The 18,257-nt window shown below is 68.9% G+C and carries 21 protein-coding genes; 17 read left to right on the top strand and 4 right to left on the bottom strand.

The genetic code is table 11. The annotated features are described in order from the left end of the window. Positions 1 to 77 precede the first annotated feature (77 nt). The 3 genes from AC4HOU_RS23940 to AC4HOU_RS23950 all read right to left on the bottom strand — a co-directional run bounded on the left by AC4HOU_RS23940 (position 78) and on the right by AC4HOU_RS23950 (position 4,300). Positions 78 to 2,126, bottom strand: a complete 2,049-nt coding sequence (locus AC4HOU_RS23940) for an ATP-dependent DNA helicase (protein WP_163817609.1) — start codon at positions 2,124 to 2,126, stop codon at positions 78 to 80. Positions 2,127 to 2,214: 88 nt separating this feature from the next. Next, entirely contained in the window at positions 2,215 to 2,787 is a 573-nt protein-coding gene (locus AC4HOU_RS23945) for an isochorismatase family protein (RefSeq protein WP_163817611.1), read from the bottom strand. Positions 2,788 to 2,989: 202 nt separating this feature from the next. After that, the gene (locus AC4HOU_RS23950; RefSeq protein ID WP_163817613.1) at positions 2,990 to 4,300 is read right to left on the bottom strand and encodes a nicotinate phosphoribosyltransferase; all 1,311 of its coding nucleotides are present in this window, start codon (positions 4,298 to 4,300) and stop codon (positions 2,990 to 2,992) included. A gap of 215 nt (positions 4,301 to 4,515) precedes the next feature. Between AC4HOU_RS23950 and clpS the strand changes: the two genes are divergently transcribed. From clpS to AC4HOU_RS24020, 14 genes are all read left to right on the top strand, one after another. Then, positions 4,516 to 4,887 carry an ATP-dependent Clp protease adapter ClpS gene (clpS, locus tag AC4HOU_RS23955; RefSeq protein ID WP_036533908.1) on the top strand — a complete coding sequence of 124 codons (372 nt, stop codon included), beginning with the start codon at positions 4,516 to 4,518 and terminating at the stop codon, positions 4,885 to 4,887. Beyond that, positions 4,832 to 5,479 (top strand): oxidative stress transcriptional regulator AosR, encoded by a 648-nt coding sequence (gene aosR / locus AC4HOU_RS23960; protein ID WP_178128428.1) that lies wholly within the window; start codon positions 4,832 to 4,834, stop codon positions 5,477 to 5,479. The genes clpS and aosR overlap by 56 nt, the downstream gene beginning before the upstream one ends. A 297-nt stretch (positions 5,480 to 5,776) precedes the next feature. After that, complete coding sequence (locus AC4HOU_RS23965; RefSeq protein WP_195007207.1) at positions 5,777 to 6,838, top strand: P1 family peptidase; 1,062 nt, start codon at positions 5,777 to 5,779, stop codon at positions 6,836 to 6,838. A 414-nt stretch (positions 6,839 to 7,252) separates the two neighbouring features. Further along, positions 7,253 to 7,675, top strand: coding sequence for a M67 family metallopeptidase (locus tag AC4HOU_RS23970; protein ID WP_014349442.1), 423 nt, complete (start codon positions 7,253 to 7,255; stop codon positions 7,673 to 7,675). 39 nt (positions 7,676 to 7,714) lie between these two features. Next, a complete protein-coding gene (locus AC4HOU_RS23975) occupies positions 7,715 to 7,987 on the top strand; it encodes a MoaD/ThiS family protein (RefSeq protein WP_163817619.1) in 273 nt (90 codons plus the stop codon). 6 nt (positions 7,988 to 7,993) lie between these two features. Then, positions 7,994 to 8,956 (top strand): PLP-dependent cysteine synthase family protein, encoded by a 963-nt coding sequence (locus AC4HOU_RS23980; RefSeq protein WP_163817621.1) that lies wholly within the window; start codon positions 7,994 to 7,996, stop codon positions 8,954 to 8,956. A 97-nt stretch (positions 8,957 to 9,053) separates the two neighbouring features. After that, positions 9,054 to 9,785, top strand: a complete 732-nt coding sequence (locus tag AC4HOU_RS23985) for a rhomboid family intramembrane serine protease (RefSeq protein ID WP_228806150.1) — start codon at positions 9,054 to 9,056, stop codon at positions 9,783 to 9,785. A gap of 493 nt (positions 9,786 to 10,278) precedes the next feature. After that, positions 10,279 to 11,043, top strand: coding sequence for a cyclic nucleotide-degrading phosphodiesterase (locus tag AC4HOU_RS23990; RefSeq protein WP_163817624.1), 765 nt, complete (start codon positions 10,279 to 10,281; stop codon positions 11,041 to 11,043). 80 nt (positions 11,044 to 11,123) lie between these two features. Continuing rightward, positions 11,124 to 11,894 carry a ribonuclease PH gene (gene rph / locus AC4HOU_RS23995; protein ID WP_104362029.1) on the top strand — a complete coding sequence of 257 codons (771 nt, stop codon included), beginning with the start codon at positions 11,124 to 11,126 and terminating at the stop codon, positions 11,892 to 11,894. Continuing rightward, positions 11,894 to 12,502, top strand: coding sequence for an RdgB/HAM1 family non-canonical purine NTP pyrophosphatase (gene rdgB / locus AC4HOU_RS24000; protein WP_163817626.1), 609 nt, complete (start codon positions 11,894 to 11,896; stop codon positions 12,500 to 12,502). The genes rph and rdgB overlap by 1 nt, the downstream gene beginning before the upstream one ends. 610 nt (positions 12,503 to 13,112) lie before the next feature. Beyond that, positions 13,113 to 13,613, top strand: coding sequence for a transcriptional regulator (locus tag AC4HOU_RS24005; RefSeq protein ID WP_195021487.1), 501 nt, complete (start codon positions 13,113 to 13,115; stop codon positions 13,611 to 13,613). Continuing rightward, positions 13,610 to 13,999 carry a DUF3817 domain-containing protein gene (locus AC4HOU_RS24010; RefSeq protein WP_375139436.1) on the top strand — a complete coding sequence of 130 codons (390 nt, stop codon included), beginning with the start codon at positions 13,610 to 13,612 and terminating at the stop codon, positions 13,997 to 13,999. The genes AC4HOU_RS24005 and AC4HOU_RS24010 overlap by 4 nt, the downstream gene beginning before the upstream one ends. Positions 14,000 to 14,069: 70 nt before the next feature. Continuing rightward, positions 14,070 to 14,498: an SRPBCC domain-containing protein gene (locus AC4HOU_RS24015; protein WP_195021486.1), complete on the top strand. Its 429-nt coding sequence runs from the start codon at positions 14,070 to 14,072 to the stop codon at positions 14,496 to 14,498. A gap of 191 nt (positions 14,499 to 14,689) precedes the next feature. Next, the gene (locus AC4HOU_RS24020) at positions 14,690 to 15,631 is read left to right on the top strand and encodes a hypothetical protein (protein ID WP_195021485.1); all 942 of its coding nucleotides are present in this window, start codon (positions 14,690 to 14,692) and stop codon (positions 15,629 to 15,631) included. A 43-nt stretch (positions 15,632 to 15,674) separates the two neighbouring features. Here the strand turns inward: AC4HOU_RS24020 and AC4HOU_RS24025 are convergent, their stop codons facing one another. Then, the gene (locus AC4HOU_RS24025; protein ID WP_194989925.1) at positions 15,675 to 16,550 is read right to left on the bottom strand and encodes an oxidoreductase; all 876 of its coding nucleotides are present in this window, start codon (positions 16,548 to 16,550) and stop codon (positions 15,675 to 15,677) included. A 340-nt stretch (positions 16,551 to 16,890) separates the two neighbouring features. Between AC4HOU_RS24025 and AC4HOU_RS24030 the strand changes: the two genes are divergently transcribed. Genes AC4HOU_RS24030 through AC4HOU_RS24040 form a run of 3 tightly spaced genes read left to right on the top strand, consistent with a single transcriptional unit; the run spans position 16,891 to position 18,184 of the window. Continuing rightward, positions 16,891 to 17,769 (top strand): helix-turn-helix domain-containing protein, encoded by an 879-nt coding sequence (locus tag AC4HOU_RS24030; RefSeq protein ID WP_195021484.1) that lies wholly within the window; start codon positions 16,891 to 16,893, stop codon positions 17,767 to 17,769. Beyond that, positions 17,759 to 17,965: a DUF397 domain-containing protein gene (locus tag AC4HOU_RS24035; protein WP_195021483.1), complete on the top strand. Its 207-nt coding sequence runs from the start codon at positions 17,759 to 17,761 to the stop codon at positions 17,963 to 17,965. The genes AC4HOU_RS24030 and AC4HOU_RS24035 overlap by 11 nt, the downstream gene beginning before the upstream one ends. A 12-nt stretch (positions 17,966 to 17,977) precedes the next feature. Beyond that, the gene (locus AC4HOU_RS24040; RefSeq protein WP_195021482.1) at positions 17,978 to 18,184 is read left to right on the top strand and encodes a DUF397 domain-containing protein; all 207 of its coding nucleotides are present in this window, start codon (positions 17,978 to 17,980) and stop codon (positions 18,182 to 18,184) included. Positions 18,185 to 18,257 lie beyond the last annotated feature (73 nt).

Consider the following 18,257-nt stretch of genomic DNA (forward strand, 5'->3'; position numbering starts at 1 on the left):
ACCAGCGATCCGAATGCCCGTGAGCGCAGTCTGGGGTTTCGACGACGCCGGGCGGCGCGACCGGCGGCGGGCGAACCTCAAACCTTGGCCGCAGCGGTGAGTCGTTGCAGGGCCTTGGTGACCACCTCGGGGTCGCTGGTTTCCCAGTACGGCGGCAGCGATGCCCGCAGGTAGCCGCCGTAGCGGGCGGTGGCCAGACGGGGGTCGAGGATCGCGACCACGCCGCGATCGTCGACGCTGCGCAGCAACCGTCCGGTGCCCTGGGCCAGCAGCAGTGCGGCATGGCTGGCGGCGACGGACATGAAGCCGTTGCCGCCGCGCGATTCGACCGCCCGCTGCCGCGCGGTGAGCAGCGGATCGTCGGGCCGGGGGAACGGGATGCGGTCCAGGATCACCAGGCTCAGCGAGGGGCCGGGCACGTCGACGCCCTGCCACAGCGAGAGCGTGCCGAACAAGGAGGTCTCGGGATCGTCGGCGAACTTGCGCACCAGCGCACCGGTCGAATCCTCGCCTTGGCACAGCACCGGGGTGTCCAAGCGGCTGCGCAGCGCCTCGGTGGCGGCTTTGGCGGCGCGCATGGAGGAGAACAGCCCGAGCGTGCGCCCGCCGGCGGCGGTGATGAGGCGTTCGATCTCGTCGAGGTAGGCGGGGGACAGGCCATCTCGGCCGGGCGCGGGCAGATGTTTGGCGACGTAGAGGATCCCGGATTTCGCGTGGTCGAACGGGGAACCGACATCGAGGGAGCTCCAGCGGACCGTCTCGTTGTCCGAGGGGGCTTCGGCGCCGTTGGCGGTGGCGGTATCGGTGCGGCCCGCGGACTGGGCTGGCAGGCCCCAGGTGATGGCCAGCCCGTCGAACGAGCCGCCGATCTGCAAAGTCGCCGAGGTCAGCACCACCGTGGCCGCGCCGAACAGCCTGCTGCGCAGCAGCCCGCCCACCGATAGCGGCGCCATCCGCAAGGTGCGGCGAGTGACGCCGCGCAGTTCGTCGGCGGCGAGCCACACCACATCCCGGCGGGCCGCCGGATCGGGTTCGTCGAAGGCGGCGAGCGCGCGCACCGCCGCGTCGTGCACCTCTTCGACGGCGGCGACCGCGCGAGTGCGGGCGGCGGCGGTATCGGCATCGCCCTGTGGGGTGCTGCTGCCCTGCGGGGCGAGCGCGGTGTGGGCGTTCCAGGCGGCATCGCGGACCAGCGCGAGCACCGGGGCGATCCCCTCGGGGATGGCGTCCCAGCGGCTGGCGGGCAGCTCGTCGAGGGCGGCGTGCAGGGCCTCGCCCGCGGCTTCGAGCCGGTCCACCTCTTGTTCATCGATGAGTTTGGCGCAGCGGCGGGCCGCGGCGGTGATCGCGACGGCCGACAGTTCGGCGGTCGCCACGCCGGTGACGCGGTCGACCAGTTCGTGCGCCTCGTCGACCACGACCACATCGTGTTCGGGCAGTACCTGGATGCCGCTGATGGCGTCGATGGCCAGCAGGGCGTGGTTGGTGACGACGATGTCGGCCTGCGCCGATTCGGCCCTGGCCTTCTCGGCGAAGCAATCTTGGCCGAACGGGCAGCGCGTTTTGCCGAGGCATTCCCGCGAGGACACGCTGACCTGCCGCCACGCCCGATCGGAGACGCCGGGGGCGAGCTCGTCGCGGTCGCCGGTCTCGGTATCGGAGGCCCATTCGTTGAGTCGCTGCACCTCACGGCCCAGCCGCGAGACCGCGAAGGCGTCGAACAGTTCGGCCTCGGCCGGCTCGTCCGGAATCGCGCTGTTGATCTTGTTCAGGCACAGATAGTTGTTGCGGCCCTTGAGGATCGCGAATTGCGGGGTGCGGCCCAGTGGTTTCGACAGCGCTTCGGCGAGACGGGGCAGATCGCGATCGACCAGCTGACGTTGCAGCGCGATCGTCGCCGTGGACACCACCACCGTGCGCCCGGTGCGCACCGCGTGCCGCAGGCTCGGCACCAGGTAGGCCAGCGACTTGCCGGTGCCGGTGCCGGCCTGTACCGCCAGATGTTCCTTGGTGTCGATGGCGTGATCGACCGCGGCGGCCATCGCCACCTGACCGGGCCGTTCCTTGCCGCCGAGCGCGGAGACGGCAGCGGACAACAGGGCCGGTACGGGCGGAAGTTCGGGCACCCCGGCAGCCTACTGCGCCGCACCGACAAGCCGCCGACGGTCGCGCGGCTCGTGCCGGGGATGGCGATAACCCGCCGATAGCGTCGGCTCAGCTGTCGAGTGCGCCCTCGAGCTCCACTCCGGCTCCCCGCAGCTGCTCCAGCGCCTTTTCCGTGGTCTCCGGCGCGACCGCCGCGGTGAGTCCGAGCAGTACGCGGGTATCGAATCCGGCGGCCGCCGCGTCCAGCGCGGTGGCGCGCACACAGTGGTCGGTGGCGATCCCGACGACGTCCACCGCGTCGATATCGCGCGTCTTCAGCCAGTCGGCCAGCGGCGTGCCGTCATCGGCGGCGCCCTCGAACCCCGAGTAGGCGGCGGCATAGGCGCCCTTGGCGAACACCTCCTGCACCGGCGTGGTGTCGAAGTTCGGATGGAAGTCCGCGCCCGGCGTGCCGACCCGGCAGTGCGGCGGCCAGCTGTCCACGAAATCGGGAGTGTCGGAGAAATGCGCGCCGGGATCGATGTGGAAATCGCGGGTCGCCACCACCGCCGCGTACTCGTCGGCGTGCGCCCGCGCGTGCGCGCTGATCCGCTCGGCCACCCGAGCACCGCCCGCGACGGCCAGCGAACCGCCCTCGCAGAAATCGTTCTGCACGTCCACGATCACCAGAGCTCGTCCCATACCCCAATTCTGCCCTCGCGCAGATCACCGGGCACGTCCACGGCGTCATGGTTCGGCGGGCGCTGGGGGCCGGTCACGCGCGCACTACCGAACCATCGGTGTCGCTTGTGTGCCTCCGGCTGGATCCATCGAGCGGCAGCTGCGCTGTACCTCAGGGGTGCAGGTGCGGTGGCCGGGGACCGCTCGTCCGCCGCCGCGCAGGTCAGGTAAGGAACGTCGTCGGGATGGCGGGATCGCCGGCGGAGAGTTTGAGGCCTTCCCACGGCAGTGAGACCAACCCTCGCGCGACGAAGTCGCGGCTTTCCGCCAGCGTCGGCTGATCGAGGATCTGGCCCTTGCGGACCAGCGGGACCAGCAGGTCGCGCATTTCGAAACCGTTCGCCGAGGGCCGTTCGCCGGACGCCGGGTAGATGATCTCCTCGACGATGGTGCCGGTGCGCCGGGCCAGCCGGACCGCCCGCTTGGTGCCGCCGCGCGACTCCTTGTGACTGCTGCGTTTGGCGACCGGCACGCCGTCCACCTCGACCAGTTTGTAGACCATTCCGGCCGTCGGCGCGCCGGAACCGGTGACCAGCGAGGTGCCGACGCCGTAGACGTCGACCGGCTCGGCGCGCAGTGCGGCGATCGCGTACTCGTCCAGATCGCCGGAGACCACGATGCGGGTCTTGGTGGCGCCGAGTTCGTCGAGCTGATCGCGCACCTGCCGGGCCAGCACGCCGAGGTCGCCGGAATCGATGCGCACGCCGCCGAGTTCCGGTCCGGCGATCTCGATGGCGGTGGCTACGCCTTTGGTGATGTCGAAGGTGTCGACCAGCAGCGTGGTGCCGACGCCGAGCGCGTCGATCTGGCTGCGGAACGCGGCGGCTTCGTGCGCGCCGTCGGCGCCGCTGTGCAGCAGGGTGAACGCGTGCGCGCTGGTGCCCGCGCCGGGCACGCCGAAGCGGCGCACCGCTTCCAGGTTCGAGGTGGCGTCGAATCCGGCCAGGTAGGCGGCGCGGGCGCTGGCGGGTGCGGCCAATTCGTGGGTGCGCCGCGATCCCATTTCGATCATCCGCCGCCGTGCCGCGGCGCTGACCATGCGCGCGGCCGCCGAGGCGATGGCGCTGTCGTGATTGAGGATCGAGAGGGCGAGGGTCTCCAGCAGCACGCATTCGGCGAAGGTGCCGCGCACCGAGAGGATGGGCGAGCCGGGGAAATACAGGTCGCCTTCGGCGTAGCCGTCGATATCGCCGGTGAAGCGGAAATCGCGCAACCAGTCGACGGTGTTCTTGTCGAGGAACCGGGAGACGATCTCCAGCTCGTGTTCCCCGAAGCGGAACTCGTCCAGCGCCTCGAGCAGCCGTCCGGTACCCGCGACGACGCCGTAACGCCGTCCGTGTGGCAACCGCCGGGCGAACACTTCGAAGGTGCACTGCCGGTGCGCGGAACCATCGGTCAGCGCGGCGGCGAGCATGGTCAGTTCGTACTGATCGGTCAGCAGTGCGGTGCTGGTGACCTCGTCGCGGCGATCCACGCTGTCACTGTAATGCGGGCTGCGCGCCCGCCCAGCGTCGCGGAGCCGGGCGCAGGGGGCGGTGGGGCGGGCCGACGATGCCGCGAATCCCTCGCCCGACCTGGGTGAACCGCGGCGGCATGATAAGGCAGTCAAGCCGGATATCACGGCCGAAACGGCGGAATTGATCATGCTCGGGTGTTGTGTATCCGGGTGCTCGTCGTACCCTTGACGGTATGGCCCTGTGCAATACAGCACCCCGCTATCGGACGGACGCGGCCCGTGTCGGCGCCGTCGCGGTCGCCGCGAACGCGACGCTGTCGGCACAGGCGACGCCCGAGGCGGTGGAATACACCGAGATCCTGGAGGCGGAAGATCGGCCGTGGGTCACGGTCGTCTGGGACGACCCGGTCAACCTCATGCACTACGTGACCTACATCTTCCAGAAGCTGTTCGGCTACAGCAAAGCCAAGGCGACCGAGTTGATGCTCAAGGTGCACAACGAGGGCAAGGCGGTCGTATCGTCCGGCTCCCGGGACAAAATGGAACAGGATGTGCGTCGGCTACACGCCGCGGGACTGTGGGCGACCATGCAGCGAGACGACTGACTCGGACGGCTACCGTAGCGACGTGCGTAAGTGGAGCCGGAAGAATTCGCTGAGCGGTCTCAAACTGCGATCCGAAATGGACGCCCGGGAAGCCGGCGTGCTGCGGTCGCTGGTCGGTGCGGTCTCCGGACTGCTCACCGATCGAGCCTCCTCGGCCCCCGACGACGATCTCGCCGCGCTCACCGGTCTGCGCACCGGTAACGCCACCCCACCCGACGATCCGCGCCTGCTGCGCCTGCTGCCGGATTTCCATCGCAGCGAACCGGGTTCCCCCGACGCCGACCGCGCCGACCTCAACAGTGCCCTGCGCAGCCTGCACGAACCCGAGATCATCGACGCCAAACTGGCCGCAGGAGCCGTCGTGCTGGACACCTGCCCCTCCGACGGCGGCCGCATCATCATCACCCCCGAACAGGCCGACGCCTGGCTCACCGCCCTCACCGACGTCCGCCTCGCCCTGGGCGCAGTCCTCGGTATCGATGCCGACACGCCCGAACAGTTCGACCCCGACGATCCGCGCGCCCCGCATCTGGACGTCTATCACTGGTTGACCTGGATGCAGGATTCGCTGCTGCAAGCGCTCGCGCCGTAGACCTGTCCCGCAGCGCTCGCGGACGGTGGCCGGCGCGTCCACTCGATCCGGCGGAACGAAAGCCGTGCACACGCTGTTGCCGCAGGCGTCCTGAATGAAGACGCGAACCTCGAACCCGCTGATCAAGAGTCAACTGCCGCCGTCCAGGCGGTGCGGCGATGCGAAGCGTTCCCCGGGTCTCCGCCGACCGGTCGCCGGATCTCGAAGGTGCGTGATCGTGGTTGCGTGGCTGCCTCGGCAACGCACCCGGCGCACGCGCGGTAGCGTCGGCGGCGGGACCGGCGACAAGGAGTTCTCGTGAATGCGGTGGCGGGCGCGCGTAATTCGTTGACCGATGTGCCTGGTGTGCTGGTTGGGCATCACCACGTGCTCGATGACGAGGCGACCGTGGGGTCCGGTGCGGCGACGGGGTGCACGGTGATCCGGGTACCGGGCGCAGCGGTGGCCGCGGTGGATGTGCGCGGCGGCGGGCCGGGCACCAGGGAAACCGATGTGCTGGATCCGTTGAACACGGTGCGCCGGGCGGATGCGGTGCTGCTCACCGGAGGGAGCGCGTACGGGCTCGCGGCCGCCGACGGGGTGATGCGGTGGCTGGAGGAGAACGGCGCCGGGATTCCGATGGACCCGGCCGATCCGAGTCGCGTGGTGCCGATCGTGCCGGGTGCGGTGATCTTCGATCTTCCGGTGGGGGACTGGAACATTCGGCCGACGGCCGAATTCGGCTATCGTGCCGCCGCCGAGGCGGCCGTCGAATTCGAACGCGGCACGGTGGGCGCGGGGGTCGGGGCGCGCGCGGGCGCGATCAAGGGCGGTATCGGCAGTGCGAGCATCGTGCTCGGTGACGGTCCGGCGGCCGGGATGACGGTCGCCGCGTTGATGGTGGCCAACCCGGTCGGCTCGGTCTTCGACCCGCGCACGGGTCTGCTCTGGGGCGCGGGCACCGACGGCCCCGATCACTTCGGCCTGACTCCCGCCACCCCCGAACAACTCGCCGTCGCCAATGCCCTCCCGGTCAAGGGCACGATCCTCAACACCACCATCGGCGTCGTCGCCACCGACGCCCCGCTGGACACCCTCGCCGCCCGCCGCCTGGCCACCACCGCGCACGACGGCCTCGCCCGAGCCATCCGCCCCGCGCATTCCCCGCTCGACGGCGACACCATCTTCGTCCTCGCCACGGGAACGGCCACCGCACCGGAACCTCCGCCGCTGCCTCCGGCGTTCCCGACCGACCTGCTGGTTCTGGACCAGCTCTGCACCGCGGCCGCCGTGTGCGTAGAGCGCGCGATCGTCGACGCCATCCTCTCCGCCCGGTCATTGGCCGGGATCCCGTCGTACACCGAGCTGTTTCCGCGCTGACCCCGCCGGTGTGGAAGCGGTCGGGAGCCCGATCGGCACGTCGCATACTTCGTCACCGCCGGCACCACGCCCGAAGCCGCTCGCCGCGAGCTGGGACGCCGGAGCGCGCCCCGACGCGGGTGCATCGGTCTTGCGACGGCGTTCCGGTCGACGCCTTCGCGCGTCCTGCCGTCACCGATGCCGGCTGCCGGCCGCGGTTCGGCCCGTAATCTCGGCGTCCCCGCTCGGCCTGGGCTGGTCCATGCGTCTCCGCCGCTGGTGCCCCGCCCCTGAGCGGATCAGGCCACCGATCCCCGCTGGTCGCCGCGCTGGAAGGAGCCAGATTCAGCCCGCCCGGAATACCCGAATATCCTCACTCGTTGACGGCTGTGTCAGATCGGTGACGGCTGTGCGGATAGGCGGAAGGGTTCGATTGTGCTCGTGATCAGGGCCGACCTCGTCGACGAGATGGTGGCGCATGCGCGCGCCGACCACCCCGACGAGGCATGCGGCATCATTGCCGGGCCGGAGGGCTCCGATCGCCCGGAACGTTTCGTGGCCATGATCAACGCCGAGCGCTCGCCCACCTTCTACCGCTTCGATTCGGCCGAGCAGCTGAAGGTGTGGCGCGCCATGGACGACGCCGACGAGGTGCCGGTGGTGATCTATCACTCCCATACCGCCACCGAGGCCTACCCGAGCCGCACCGACATCTCCTACGCCTCCGAACCGGACGCCCACTACGTGCTGATCTCCACCCGCGATCCCGAGCGGCACGAGCTGCGCAGCTACCGGATCCTGGACGGCGAGGTCACCGAGGAGCCGGTGAAGATCGTCGACAGCTACGAAACCAACTGACCGCCAACGATATTCGTTTGTCACCCGAGGAGTTCTCCGATGCCGGTAACCGTGTCCATCCCGACCATCATGCGCCCGTTGACCGGAGGTGAGAAGCGGGTCGAGGCCGAGGGCTCCACGCTGGCGGCGCTGATCGAGAACCTGGACGCCAACTTCACCGGGCTCAAGGAGCGGCTGCTCAAGGACGGCAAGCTCAACCGGTACGTCAACATCTACGTCGACGACGAGGACGTGCGGTTCGCCGGCGGCCTCGAGGCCGAGGTGCCCGAGGGCGCGAGCGTCACCATCCTGCCCGCCGTCGCCGGAGGCTAGGCCCACGTGGCGCGGTACGAATCGCTGATCGCGACCCTCGGCAACACGCCGCTGGTCGGTTTGCGCAACCTGTCCCCGCAGTGGGAGGGCGAGCATCCGGTGCGGTTGTGGGCCAAGCTGGAGGATCGCAACCCCACCGGCTCGATCAAGGATCGCCCGGCCCTGCGCATGATCGAACAGGCCGAGGCCGACGGCCGGTTGACACCCGGCTGCACGATTCTGGAGCCGACCAGCGGCAATACCGGGATCTCACTCGCCATGGCGGCCAAGCTCAAGGGCTATCAGCTGGTGTGTGTGATGCCGGAGAACACCTCGGTGGAGCGGCGGCAGCTGCTCACCATGTTCGGTGCGCGGATCATCGATTCACCGGCGGCGGGCGGCTCCAACCAGGCCGTCGCCATGGCCAAGCAGATCGCCGCGGACAACCCGGACTGGGTGATGCTCTACCAGTACGGCAACCCGGCCAACGCGCTCGCCCACTACGAGACCACCGGCCCCGAAATTCTGGCCGATCTGCCCGAGATCACCCATTTCGTGGCGGGTCTCGGCACCACCGGCACCCTGATGGGTACCGGCCGATTCCTGCGGGAGAAGGTGCCGGGCATCGAGATCGTCGCGGCCGAGCCGCGCTACGGCGAGCTGGTGTACGGGCTGCGCAATATCGACGAGGGTTTCATCCCGGAGCTCTACGACGAGTCGGTGCTCACCACCCGCTTCTCCGTCGGCCCCTATGACGCGGTGCGCCGCACCAGGGAACTGGTGCTGGAAGAGGGCATTTTCGCCGGCATTTCCACCGGCGCGATCCTGCATGCCGCGCTCGGTGTCGCTCGGAAGGCCGTCAAGGCCGGCACCAGGGCCGATATCGCGTTCGTGGTCGCCGACGGCGGCTGGAAATACCTGTCCACCGGTGCCTACGACGGCACGCTGGAAGAGGCCGAGGAACGCCTCGACGGCCAGCTCTGGGCCTGAGGTCGCCGGTACCCTCGAAGGTGCGTTCGGCGGTGTCAGCGCCGCCGGCGATCGGCGTTGCCGGTGCCGGACCCGGGTCCGGCGCCGCGAGGAGGTGATGGCGGTGACCGGTGGTACCGGAATCGGGGCCTCGTTCGATCCCGAGCGGATCGCGGCGCTGCGGGCTCAGCAGTCACGTCCACCTGCGCCCGGCTCAGCACCGCCGACCAGGCCCTCGGGATCGCCCGGCCGGTTCGGCGCGGTGTGGGCACAGGCCGCTGCGATCATCCTCGGCTTCACCGCCTCGCTCTACGTGATCGAAGGTGTCGATGCCGTCTCCAGCGTCGATCTGGATCAGGCCGGCATCGAACCACGTCAGCTCGACGGGCTCTCCGGCATCCTGTACGCCCCGGTCCTGCACGGTGGCTGGGCGCATCTGATCGGCAATACCCTGCCGGTCCTGGTGCTCGGGTTCCTCGCCCTGGTCTCCGGCATCGGCCGCGGCCTCGCGGCGACGGCGATCATCTGGGTGGTCGCGGGGGTGGGCACCTGGCTCACCGGCGGATCGGGCACCGTGCATCTGGGCGCGTCGGCGCTGGTCTTCGGCTGGTTGACGTTCATCATCCTGCGCGGCTGGTTCGGCAGGCACGTCGGTCAGATCGTCATCGGATTGATCGTGTTCGCCGTCTACGGCTCGCTGCTGTGGGGTGTACTGCCGGGGCCGTCGGGGATCTCCTGGCAGGGACATCTGTTCGGCGCGGTCGGCGGTGTGCTCGCGGCCTGGATGCTGTCGGGGGATGAGCGCAAGCGGCAGCGCGCGATACCCGGAGCCCAGCCGCGGTCGCGCTGAAGTAGTTCCTGCACCGCGGATGATGCACCCGGCCAGGCCTCCCGGCCCATTTTCCTCGGCAGCTCGGGTCCAGCTCCCGGCCATCGTGTCTGCCCACGGCAGTTCGGGGTCAGCTCCTGGCATCGCCTCTGCCCTCGGCGGCTCGGTCCGGCCGGCTCCAGGCCGTCGACGGGACGCCCGACAGTGCCGGAGCGCGGCTTGTTCAGCTCGGTGTAGGTGCCGACACCGGTCGTTTCGGCCGTCGAGCCGGGTCTATCGGAGGCTCACGTAATCCGAGCGATGCCGCCCGTCGGCTGCGGAACCTTGTGGCGCCCCCGCCTTTTCGTTCGAATGGGGTGGAGCGGGGGCCGGCTGGGTACTCTCTGGTGATGAACGTCCACACCGTCGTGCGGCGCAGACCGGTCTCGTCGCGAGTTTCCGGTCCCAGCGGCTGCGGCCCGGCTTTTTGGGGGATCGGCTCTTGAGCGAGAATTCGTCGTGGCAGCATGGTGGGATGCGCCTTACCGTCCTCGGGTGCTCGGGCAGTGTGTCCGGCCCGGACTCCCCAGCGTCGGGGTACCTGCTCACCGGCCCGGATATGCAGCCGGTCGTCATCGATTTCGGACCGGGAGTGCTCGGCGCGTTGCAGCGCTACGCCAACCCGGGGGACGTATCGATCTTCCTCACCCACTTGCACGCCGACCACTGCCTAGACCTTCCGGGTCTGCTGGTCTGGCGGCGCTATCACCCGACGCCGCCGGTCGGCAGGGCGATCGTGCGCGGCCCGTCGGATACCTCGCTGCGCATCGGCAACGCCTCGGCCGAGGTCGGCGGCGAATGCGACGACTGGTCTGACGTGATCGACATGCGTCCGTGGAACGAGGGTGAGGCGGTCGAGTTCGGCCCCGGCCACACCGTCACCGCGCGCCGGATGTTCCACCCGCCGGAGTCCTACGGCCTCCGTATCGTCACCGCCGCCGGGCGCACCTTCGTCTACACCGGCGACACCGCCATGTGTGATCAGGTGCAGGAGCTCGCGCAGGGCGCCGATGTTCTGATGGCGGAAGCCTCCTGGACCCACGATCCCGCCAATCGTCCTCCTGGCATTCATCTTTCGGGCACCGAGGCGGGCCGGATCGCGGCCGAGGCGGGCGTCAAGGAGCTGCTGCTCACCCACATCCCGCCGTGGACCTCGCGCGAAGACGTCATCGCCGAAGCCAAGGCGGAGTTCACCGGACCCGTGCACGCGGTGGCGCCGGGGGAGACCTTCGACCTCTGACCCATCTGCGTGACCACTGAGTGGGACGCGCTCGAGCCCCCGCCGTCCCCTGGTCGCCCTGTCCCACTACGCTGACCCTCGTGTCGAGACGAGCCGATGGACGGGCGGACGATGAGCTCCGCGAGGTACGGATCACCCGTGGATTCACCACGCATCCAGCCGGTTCGGTGCTGGTGGAGTTCGGTCAGACGCGGGTGATGTGCACCGCGAGCGTCACCGAGGGCGTGCCGGCGTGGCGGCGCGATACCGGGCTCGGCTGGCTCACCGCCGAATACGCCATGCTGCCCGCGGCGACCCACACTCGCAGCGGCCGGGAATCGGTGAAGGGCAAGATCGGCGGCCGCACCCAGGAGATCAGCCGCCTGATCGGGCGTTCGCTGCGCGCCTGCATCGACCTGGCCGCCATCGGCGAGAACACCATCGCCATCGACTGCGATGTGCTGCAAGCCGACGGCGGTACCCGCACCGCAGCGATCACCGGCGCGTACGTCGCGCTCGCCGACGCGGTCACCTATCTCGCGGCCGCGGGCAAGCTGGCCGACCCGCAGCCGATCTCCTGCGCCATCGCCGCGGTGAGCGTCGGCGTGGTGGACGGCCGGGTGCGCCTTGACCTGCCCTACGAGGAGGATTCGCGCGCCGAGGTGGACATGAACGTCGTCGCCACCGATACCGGCACCCTCGTCGAGGTGCAGGGCACCGGTGAGGGCGCCACCTTCCCGCGCTCCACCCTGGACAAACTGCTCGATTCCGCGCTCGCCGGCTGCGAGCAGCTGTTCGCCGTCCAGAAAGAAGCGCTGGCGCTGCCGTACCCGGGTGTGCTGCCCGAGCCGGCCGAACCGAAGAAGAAGTGATGGCTCGCCGGGTACTCGTCGCCAGCCGCAATGCCAAGAAACTGAACGAGCTGCGCCGCATCCTCGACGACGCCGGGGTGGCGGGGCTCGAGATCGTCGGCCTCGATGACGTCCCCGCCTACGACGAAGCGCCCGAAACCGGCGCGACGTTCGAGGAGAACGCCCTCGCCAAGGCCCGCGACGGCGCCGCGGCCACCGGCCTGCCCTGCGTCGCCGACGATTCCGGCCTCGAAGTCGACGCCCTCAACGGCATGCCCGGCGTGCTGTCGGCGCGCTGGTCGGGCCGTCACGGCGACGACGCCGCCAACAACGCGTTGCTGCTCGCCCAGCTCGGCGACGTCCCCGATGAGCGCCGCGGCGCCCGCTTCGTCTCCACCTGCGCACTCGTGGTGCCCGGCGGCGAGGAGATCGTGGTGCGCGGCGAATGGCCCGGCTCGATCGGCCGCGAGCCGGCGGGCGACGGCGGCTTCGGCTACGACCCGCTGTTCATCCCCGACGGCGGGACGACCACCGCCGCCCAGCTGACGCCCGCCGAGAAGGACGCCGTCTCGCATCGCGGTCGCGCGTTGCAGCAGCTGCTGCCCGCCCTCACCGCGCTGGCCGGCTGAACGTTCGCGCGGTACCGGCTCGGTTCGGTGCGTCGGTCGTTCCGCGCGGTCCGGTTGTTGCTCGCGCTGCTGGTTGTTGTTCGGGCTGCTGGTCGTCGCCGCGCGCGGTCGGCCGCTGCTGCCCGCCTCACCGCCGTGGCCGGCTGAACGTTCGCGCGGTACCGGCTCGGTTCGGTGCGTCGGTCGTTCCGGCGCGGTCCGGTTGTTGCTCGCGCTGCTGGTTGTTGTTCGGGCTGCTGGTCGTCGCCGCGCGCGGTCGGCCGCTGCTGCCCGCCTCACCGCCGTGGCCGGCTGAACGTTCGCGCGGTACCGGCTCGGTTCGGTGCGTCGGTCGTTCCGGCGCGGTCCGGTTGTTGCTCGCGCTGCTGGTTGTTGTTCGGGCTGCTGGTCGTCGCCGCGCGCGGTCGGCCGCTGCTGCCCGCCTCACCGCCGTGGCCGGCTGAACGTTCGCGCGGTACCGGCTCGGTTCGGTGCGTCGGTCGCTGCTCGCCCTCCCGGCCGTTGCTGCCCGCGGTGACCGTCGTGGTCGCCCGAGCTCTGCGCTGTGGCCGCGCGTGAGAGCGCCCACCTGCTCCTACGGTCGCTGTAGTAGACGGGTACCGTGGTAAGCGTGTCCGCTCCTTCCGACCGTTCGGCGCAGCATCGCCCCCGGCATAATCGGCCCGCGCTGATCGCGCTGGTGGTCGTGGCCGCGCTGGCGTGCCTGGCGCTGGGGTGGTGGCAGTGGGAGCGGTTCGAGTCGTCCAGCGGCACCGGCCAGAACCTCGGGTATGCGCTGCAGTGGCCGCTGTTCGCGGCGTTCGCGGTATTCGCGTACTTCCGGTTCGTCCGCTTGGAGAGCGAAGCCGAAGAGGAGCAGACCGCGGCCGCGAAAGCCGCGCCGAAACCGGCGAAGGTGAAGAAGGCCGCGCCGCGTGAGATCCCGGCCGGCATCCTGCCCGAGCGGCCGAAGGCCAGGGCCGATCAGCCGAAGGCCGGGCCCGAGCGGGGCAGCGATTCCGCGCTGGCCGAATACAACAAGTACCTGGCGCAATTGCACGCCGACGAGATCGGTGAACGGGTCCGCGCCGCGGGCCTCGACACCAGCGACACCGAGAGGAGCGCCGGTTGAGCGCCAGCGACAACTCCACCGACACCACGCTGACCGACGGCGCCACCCCCGCCACCCCTGCCAAGGCCCCCGCGAACACCGGCAAGATCAAGAGCGCCCTGTTGCGCTACCGCGTGCTGGCCTGGACCACCGGTCTGTGGCTGCTGCTGCTCACCGCCGAGATGATCGCCCAGTACGGGTTCGACGTCGACACCCCGCGCTGGATCGCCGTCGTGCATGGCTGGGTGTACTTCATCTACCTGATCTTCACCGCCGACCTCGCGGTCAAGGTGCGCTGGCCCGCCGGCCGCACCGTCGGCACCCTGCTCGCCGGCACCATCCCGCTGCTGTCGTTCTTCGTCGAGCACCGCAACGCCCAGCAGGTCAAGCGCGATTTCGGCGTCTGACGCCTTTCTGCAAGATTCATCCCCGCTCGCGGCCTACGGTCGAAGTATCGAGCGAGAGGAGTTGAGGGCGATGACCGGCTTCACCGCCACCGTCGAGATCGACATCGATGCCTCGCCGCAGCAGGTGTGGGCGACGTTGACCGACCCGGAGCAGATCCGCGATTTCATGTTCGGCGCCGAGGTGCGCACCGACTGGCAGGTCGGCAGCCCGATCGTCTGGCAGGGCGAATACCAGAACCGCGCCTATACCGACAAGGGCGAGATCCTGGCCGCCGAACCCGGCCGCTTACTGAAGCTGACCCACTACAGCCCACTATCCGGCCAGCCGGACACCCCGGCGAACTACCACACCCTCACCTACGAACTGACCGGCGACGACACCACCCACCTGACTCTCACCCAGGACAACAACGCCGACGAGCAGGAAGCCGACCACTCCCGCAGCATGTGGGAGTCGCACATCAAACGCATCAAGCAGGCACTAGAACACACCAGTTAGCCCCCCGGGCAGCCAGCACATAGCTTGTCGACCGAATTGGGCCCCATACGTTATGTGACAGGGAGACTGCTTGTGTGATCACTCCGCGGCCACCGGGGTGGGCGCGGGGCGGTTATTCACAGGCGGGGGGTTGTCCACAGTGGTGGGGGAGGTGGTTGTTGTGGGGGATCGGGGGCGCCAGGATCGTAGCGGTGGGGACGTTGGAACCGATCTCTCGACGGGATGCCTTGGCGCAGGGGGTTGCCGACCGTGAGCTCTACGGACGTGCCTGGCAGCGGGTCTGTCGGGGTCAGTACGTGCCGGCCGGGCAGGCCACGGCTATGAGCGAGGTGGCGCGTCATCTGGTGCTGACGAGGGCGGTGACGCGCGAGCTGAGCGACGAGGCAGTGGTCAGCCATATCTCGGCGGCGGTCGTTCACGGCTTGCCGATCTGGTGCCTACCGCTGAACCGGGTCCACGTCACCCGCAACCGGCGGACCGGCGCCCGGACCGGCCCCAAGGTGAGGGTGCATACGGCCGCTCTCGACGCCGACGAAGTCGTAGAGGTCGAAGGACTGCGGGTGACGTCCGTCGAGCGGACGGTCGTCGACCTGGCACGGAAGCTCCCTCTCGCCCGTGCCGTCGTCCTGGGCGACGCCGCGCTTCGCGACCGTACTACCGCCGACCGCCTGGCCGTCCAGTTGGAGCGGGCGAAGGGCAGTCGCGGCTGTCCGGCCGCCCGCCGCGCGGTCGCGCAGTTCGACGGCCGGGCCGAGAGCCCGGGTGAGTCGCTGAGCCGACTCGTCATGCGGGAGGCACGACTGCCACCGCCGCAGCTGCAAGCGACCATCCTCGACGGCTGGGGAGAGTTCGTCGGTCGGGTCGATTTCCTGTTCCCGGAACGGGGCGTCATCGGTGAGTTCGACGGCCTGGTCAAGTACCGAGGCGGGTCGCCTGAGACGACGGTGATCAAGGAGAAGGTACGCGAGGACGCGCTGCGCGCTCTCGGCTGGCTGGTCGTGCGCTGGACCTGGTCCGAACTCGACCACCCCACCCGATGGCTGGCCGCCCTCAACCGCCCCAACCCCGTGCCCCGCTCCGGCTCCTGGGCGGCGGCGTCCAGCTGTCACACACCGTATCGGCCCGTCACATAACCTGTGAGGGCCGTGAGCGCGGACAGTCTGTGTGCCAGCGCTTTCAGAACTTGTAGTGGATGCCGGTTAGGCGTTCGGATTCTTCCCAGAGGCGGCGTTGGAGGTCGCGGTTTTTGGAGAGTTTGGTGGAGGGGGAGGGTTCGACCGGGCCCTGGGATTGGAAGAGGCGGGTGGGGCCCCAGTAGGTGTTGGGGTCGGCGTCGGGGTCGGTGGCGGCGAACAGGGTGGAGTGGGCCGCCTTGGCGGGCGCGTGGCCGATGAGCCGGATGAAGGGCTTGCTGATGCGGTCGAGCGGGGTCTCGGTACGGGCGAACAGGTCGGTGGCCGACACGCCGGGATGCACTGCGTAGGAGCGCTTGGTCGAGCCGGCCGCCTCCAGGCGGTGCTGGAGTTCGCGGGCGAACATCAGATTGGCCAGCTTGGACTGCGCGTAGGCGAGATTGCGCTGGTAGCGGCGGTTCTCGTAGTTCAGATCGTCGATCCAGAGCTTGGGGGTCTGCTTGTGCGCGATGCTGGCCAGCGACACCACCCGATCCCGGATGCGGTCGAGCACCAGGCCGGTGAGGGCGAAGTGACCCAGGTGGTTGACGCCGAACTGGGTTTCGAAACCGTCCTTGGTGCGCGAGAACGGCACGTTCATCAGGCCCGCGTTATTGACGAGCACATCGAATTCGCCGCAGTTGTCGGCGAATTCGCGCACCGACGACAGATCGGCCAGATCGAGCGGCGCGACCTTCACATCGCCGTCGATGCGGTCGGCGATCTCTTGTGCCTTCGCCGTATTACGGCAGGCCATGACCACCGTCGCGCCCTTGCTGGCCAGCACCTTCGTGGTCTCGACACCGAGGCCCCCATTGGCTCCGGTGACGACGAAAGTGCGCCCGGTCTGATCGGATATCTGCTCAGGTTTCCACGCCATGCACCGACCTTACTCCTGGGTAAGTTCCCTGTGAAGTGTGTCTCGGACGCTGATATCTCCCAGTGTGCCTCCTCGCCGGTATGGAGCATCGGAGGCCGGGGCGATATGGATCGCCACCCAGCGCGGCCGCCATGGCCGGTGCCGGATGCGCCGCCACGGCAGGGGCGTGGTGACGGCGGGCCCGGACTCCGATGCCGGAAGCGAGAAAACCAGTCCGCGATGGTGTTCCACCTGCGGTGATAGGCAGATCGCACCGATCTGCACGTTTTCCCTGTGCCGCGTCCAGGATCGGGCCACAATGGGTCCTCGGCAGGGGTGCCATTCGCAGGAGGGGATCACTATGCCCACATCGGGCAACACGGTGCCGCGACGTCAACTGGGCAGGCACCTGCGCGAAATGCGCCAGGCGGCAGGCCTGAGCATCGCCGAAGCCGCACGGCAGATCGGGCGCGGAGCCGGGACGGTGCAGCGGTTGGAGACCGGGCATCCCGGGAGAATCCACATCCCGGACATCGTGGGGTTGTGCGAGCTGTATGACGAGGTGGAGCAGCAGGAGGCGCTGCTGGGACTCGCCAAGGAGGCTGAAGGAGAGTCGAAGAACGGAGGATGGTGGCATGAGTACGGAGAGCTGATCCCGGAGGACTTTGAACTGTATGTGGGGTTGGAGGCCGCCGCGACGGCGTTGACCATCTTCCGTCCGGACATGATCAGCGGCCTATTCCAAACTGCTGGGTACGCAAGGGCTCTCGATGTGGCGTACTTCCCTGACGGCGGAGCAGACGAGCTGGATCGACGCATGAAAGTGCGGATGGGTCGACAGCGGATCATCACCAGGAAGCGCAACCCAGTGAGAGTGTCGCTGATCCTGGACGAGGCAGTGCTGAATCGAGTTGTGGGTGGGCGCAAGACGATGGCCAGTCAACTCCGGCACCTTGCGGACCTGCCACCAAACGTCGCTGTGCGGATACTTCCGTTTGCGGTTGGCGTACCGACAGGTATGGCGACTGGACCGTTTACCGTTCTCGACTTCAATCCGTCATCACGCGAACCGGCAACCGTGTACGTGGAGTCCTACACGGGCAACCTCTACTACGACCGGCCAGATTCGGTCGAGCGCTATCGAAAGGCGTTCAGGGCCATGCAAGATGTAGCGGTAGACACCGTTGGCAGCAAGCACCTGCTGCGGGCGAAAGCAAAGGAGTTCGAACGTGAGCGTTGACCTAAGTGATGCACGCTGGTTCAAATCGAGCCGCAGCGCAGGTGGGAACGACTGCGTCGAAGTCGCTCACCTCCGTCGTGGCCAGGTAGGTGTCCGCGATTCCAAGAATCCCACCGGTCCGGCCCTGGTCTTCACGCCTGCTGAGTGGGATGCTTTCCTGTCGCGTGCACGCCGCGGGCATTTCGAACGCGACTGACAGAGTGCGAGCGTGAAAGATGAACTAGGCGCGGCCAACTGGTTCAAATCCACGAAGAGCGCTGGGGGCCAAGACTGTGTCGAGGTTGCACACCTCGAACGTGGCAGGGTCGGGGTCCGCGATTCCAAGAATCCCACCGGTCCGGCCCTGGTATTCACGCCGTCTGAGTGGGATACCTTTCTGAACCGCACCCGGTCCGGGGGCCTCGACCATAGCTGAGCCGCCTACCGTGGTCGGCGGCAGCCCCCATCGAAACGGCCCGTCTCCCAGCCTGTTACGGCTGAGCGACGGG

Source organism: Nocardia sp. JCM 38205 (assembly GCF_058222935.1).

Excerpts from the sequence above, each read along its gene's own strand:
- AC4HOU_RS23945 (WP_163817611.1), bottom strand. The coding sequence starts at position 2,787 with ATGGGACGAGCTCTGGTGATCGTGGACGTGCAGAACGATTTCTGCGAG.
- clpS (WP_036533908.1), top strand. The coding sequence starts at position 4,516 with ATGGCCCTGTGCAATACAGCACCCCGCTATCGGACGGACGCGGCCCGT.
- aosR (WP_178128428.1), top strand. The coding sequence starts at position 4,832 with ATGTGCGTCGGCTACACGCCGCGGGACTGTGGGCGACCATGCAGCGAG.
- AC4HOU_RS23975 (WP_163817619.1), top strand. The coding sequence starts at position 7,715 with ATGCCGGTAACCGTGTCCATCCCGACCATCATGCGCCCGTTGACCGGA.
- AC4HOU_RS23985 (WP_228806150.1), top strand. The coding sequence starts at position 9,054 with ATGGCGGTGACCGGTGGTACCGGAATCGGGGCCTCGTTCGATCCCGAG.
- AC4HOU_RS23990 (WP_163817624.1), top strand. The coding sequence starts at position 10,279 with ATGCGCCTTACCGTCCTCGGGTGCTCGGGCAGTGTGTCCGGCCCGGAC.
- rdgB (WP_163817626.1), top strand. The coding sequence starts at position 11,894 with ATGGCTCGCCGGGTACTCGTCGCCAGCCGCAATGCCAAGAAACTGAAC.
- AC4HOU_RS24015 (WP_195021486.1), top strand. The coding sequence starts at position 14,070 with ATGACCGGCTTCACCGCCACCGTCGAGATCGACATCGATGCCTCGCCG.
- AC4HOU_RS24025 (WP_194989925.1), bottom strand. The coding sequence starts at position 16,550 with ATGGCGTGGAAACCTGAGCAGATATCCGATCAGACCGGGCGCACTTTC.
- AC4HOU_RS24030 (WP_195021484.1), top strand. The coding sequence starts at position 16,891 with ATGCCCACATCGGGCAACACGGTGCCGCGACGTCAACTGGGCAGGCAC.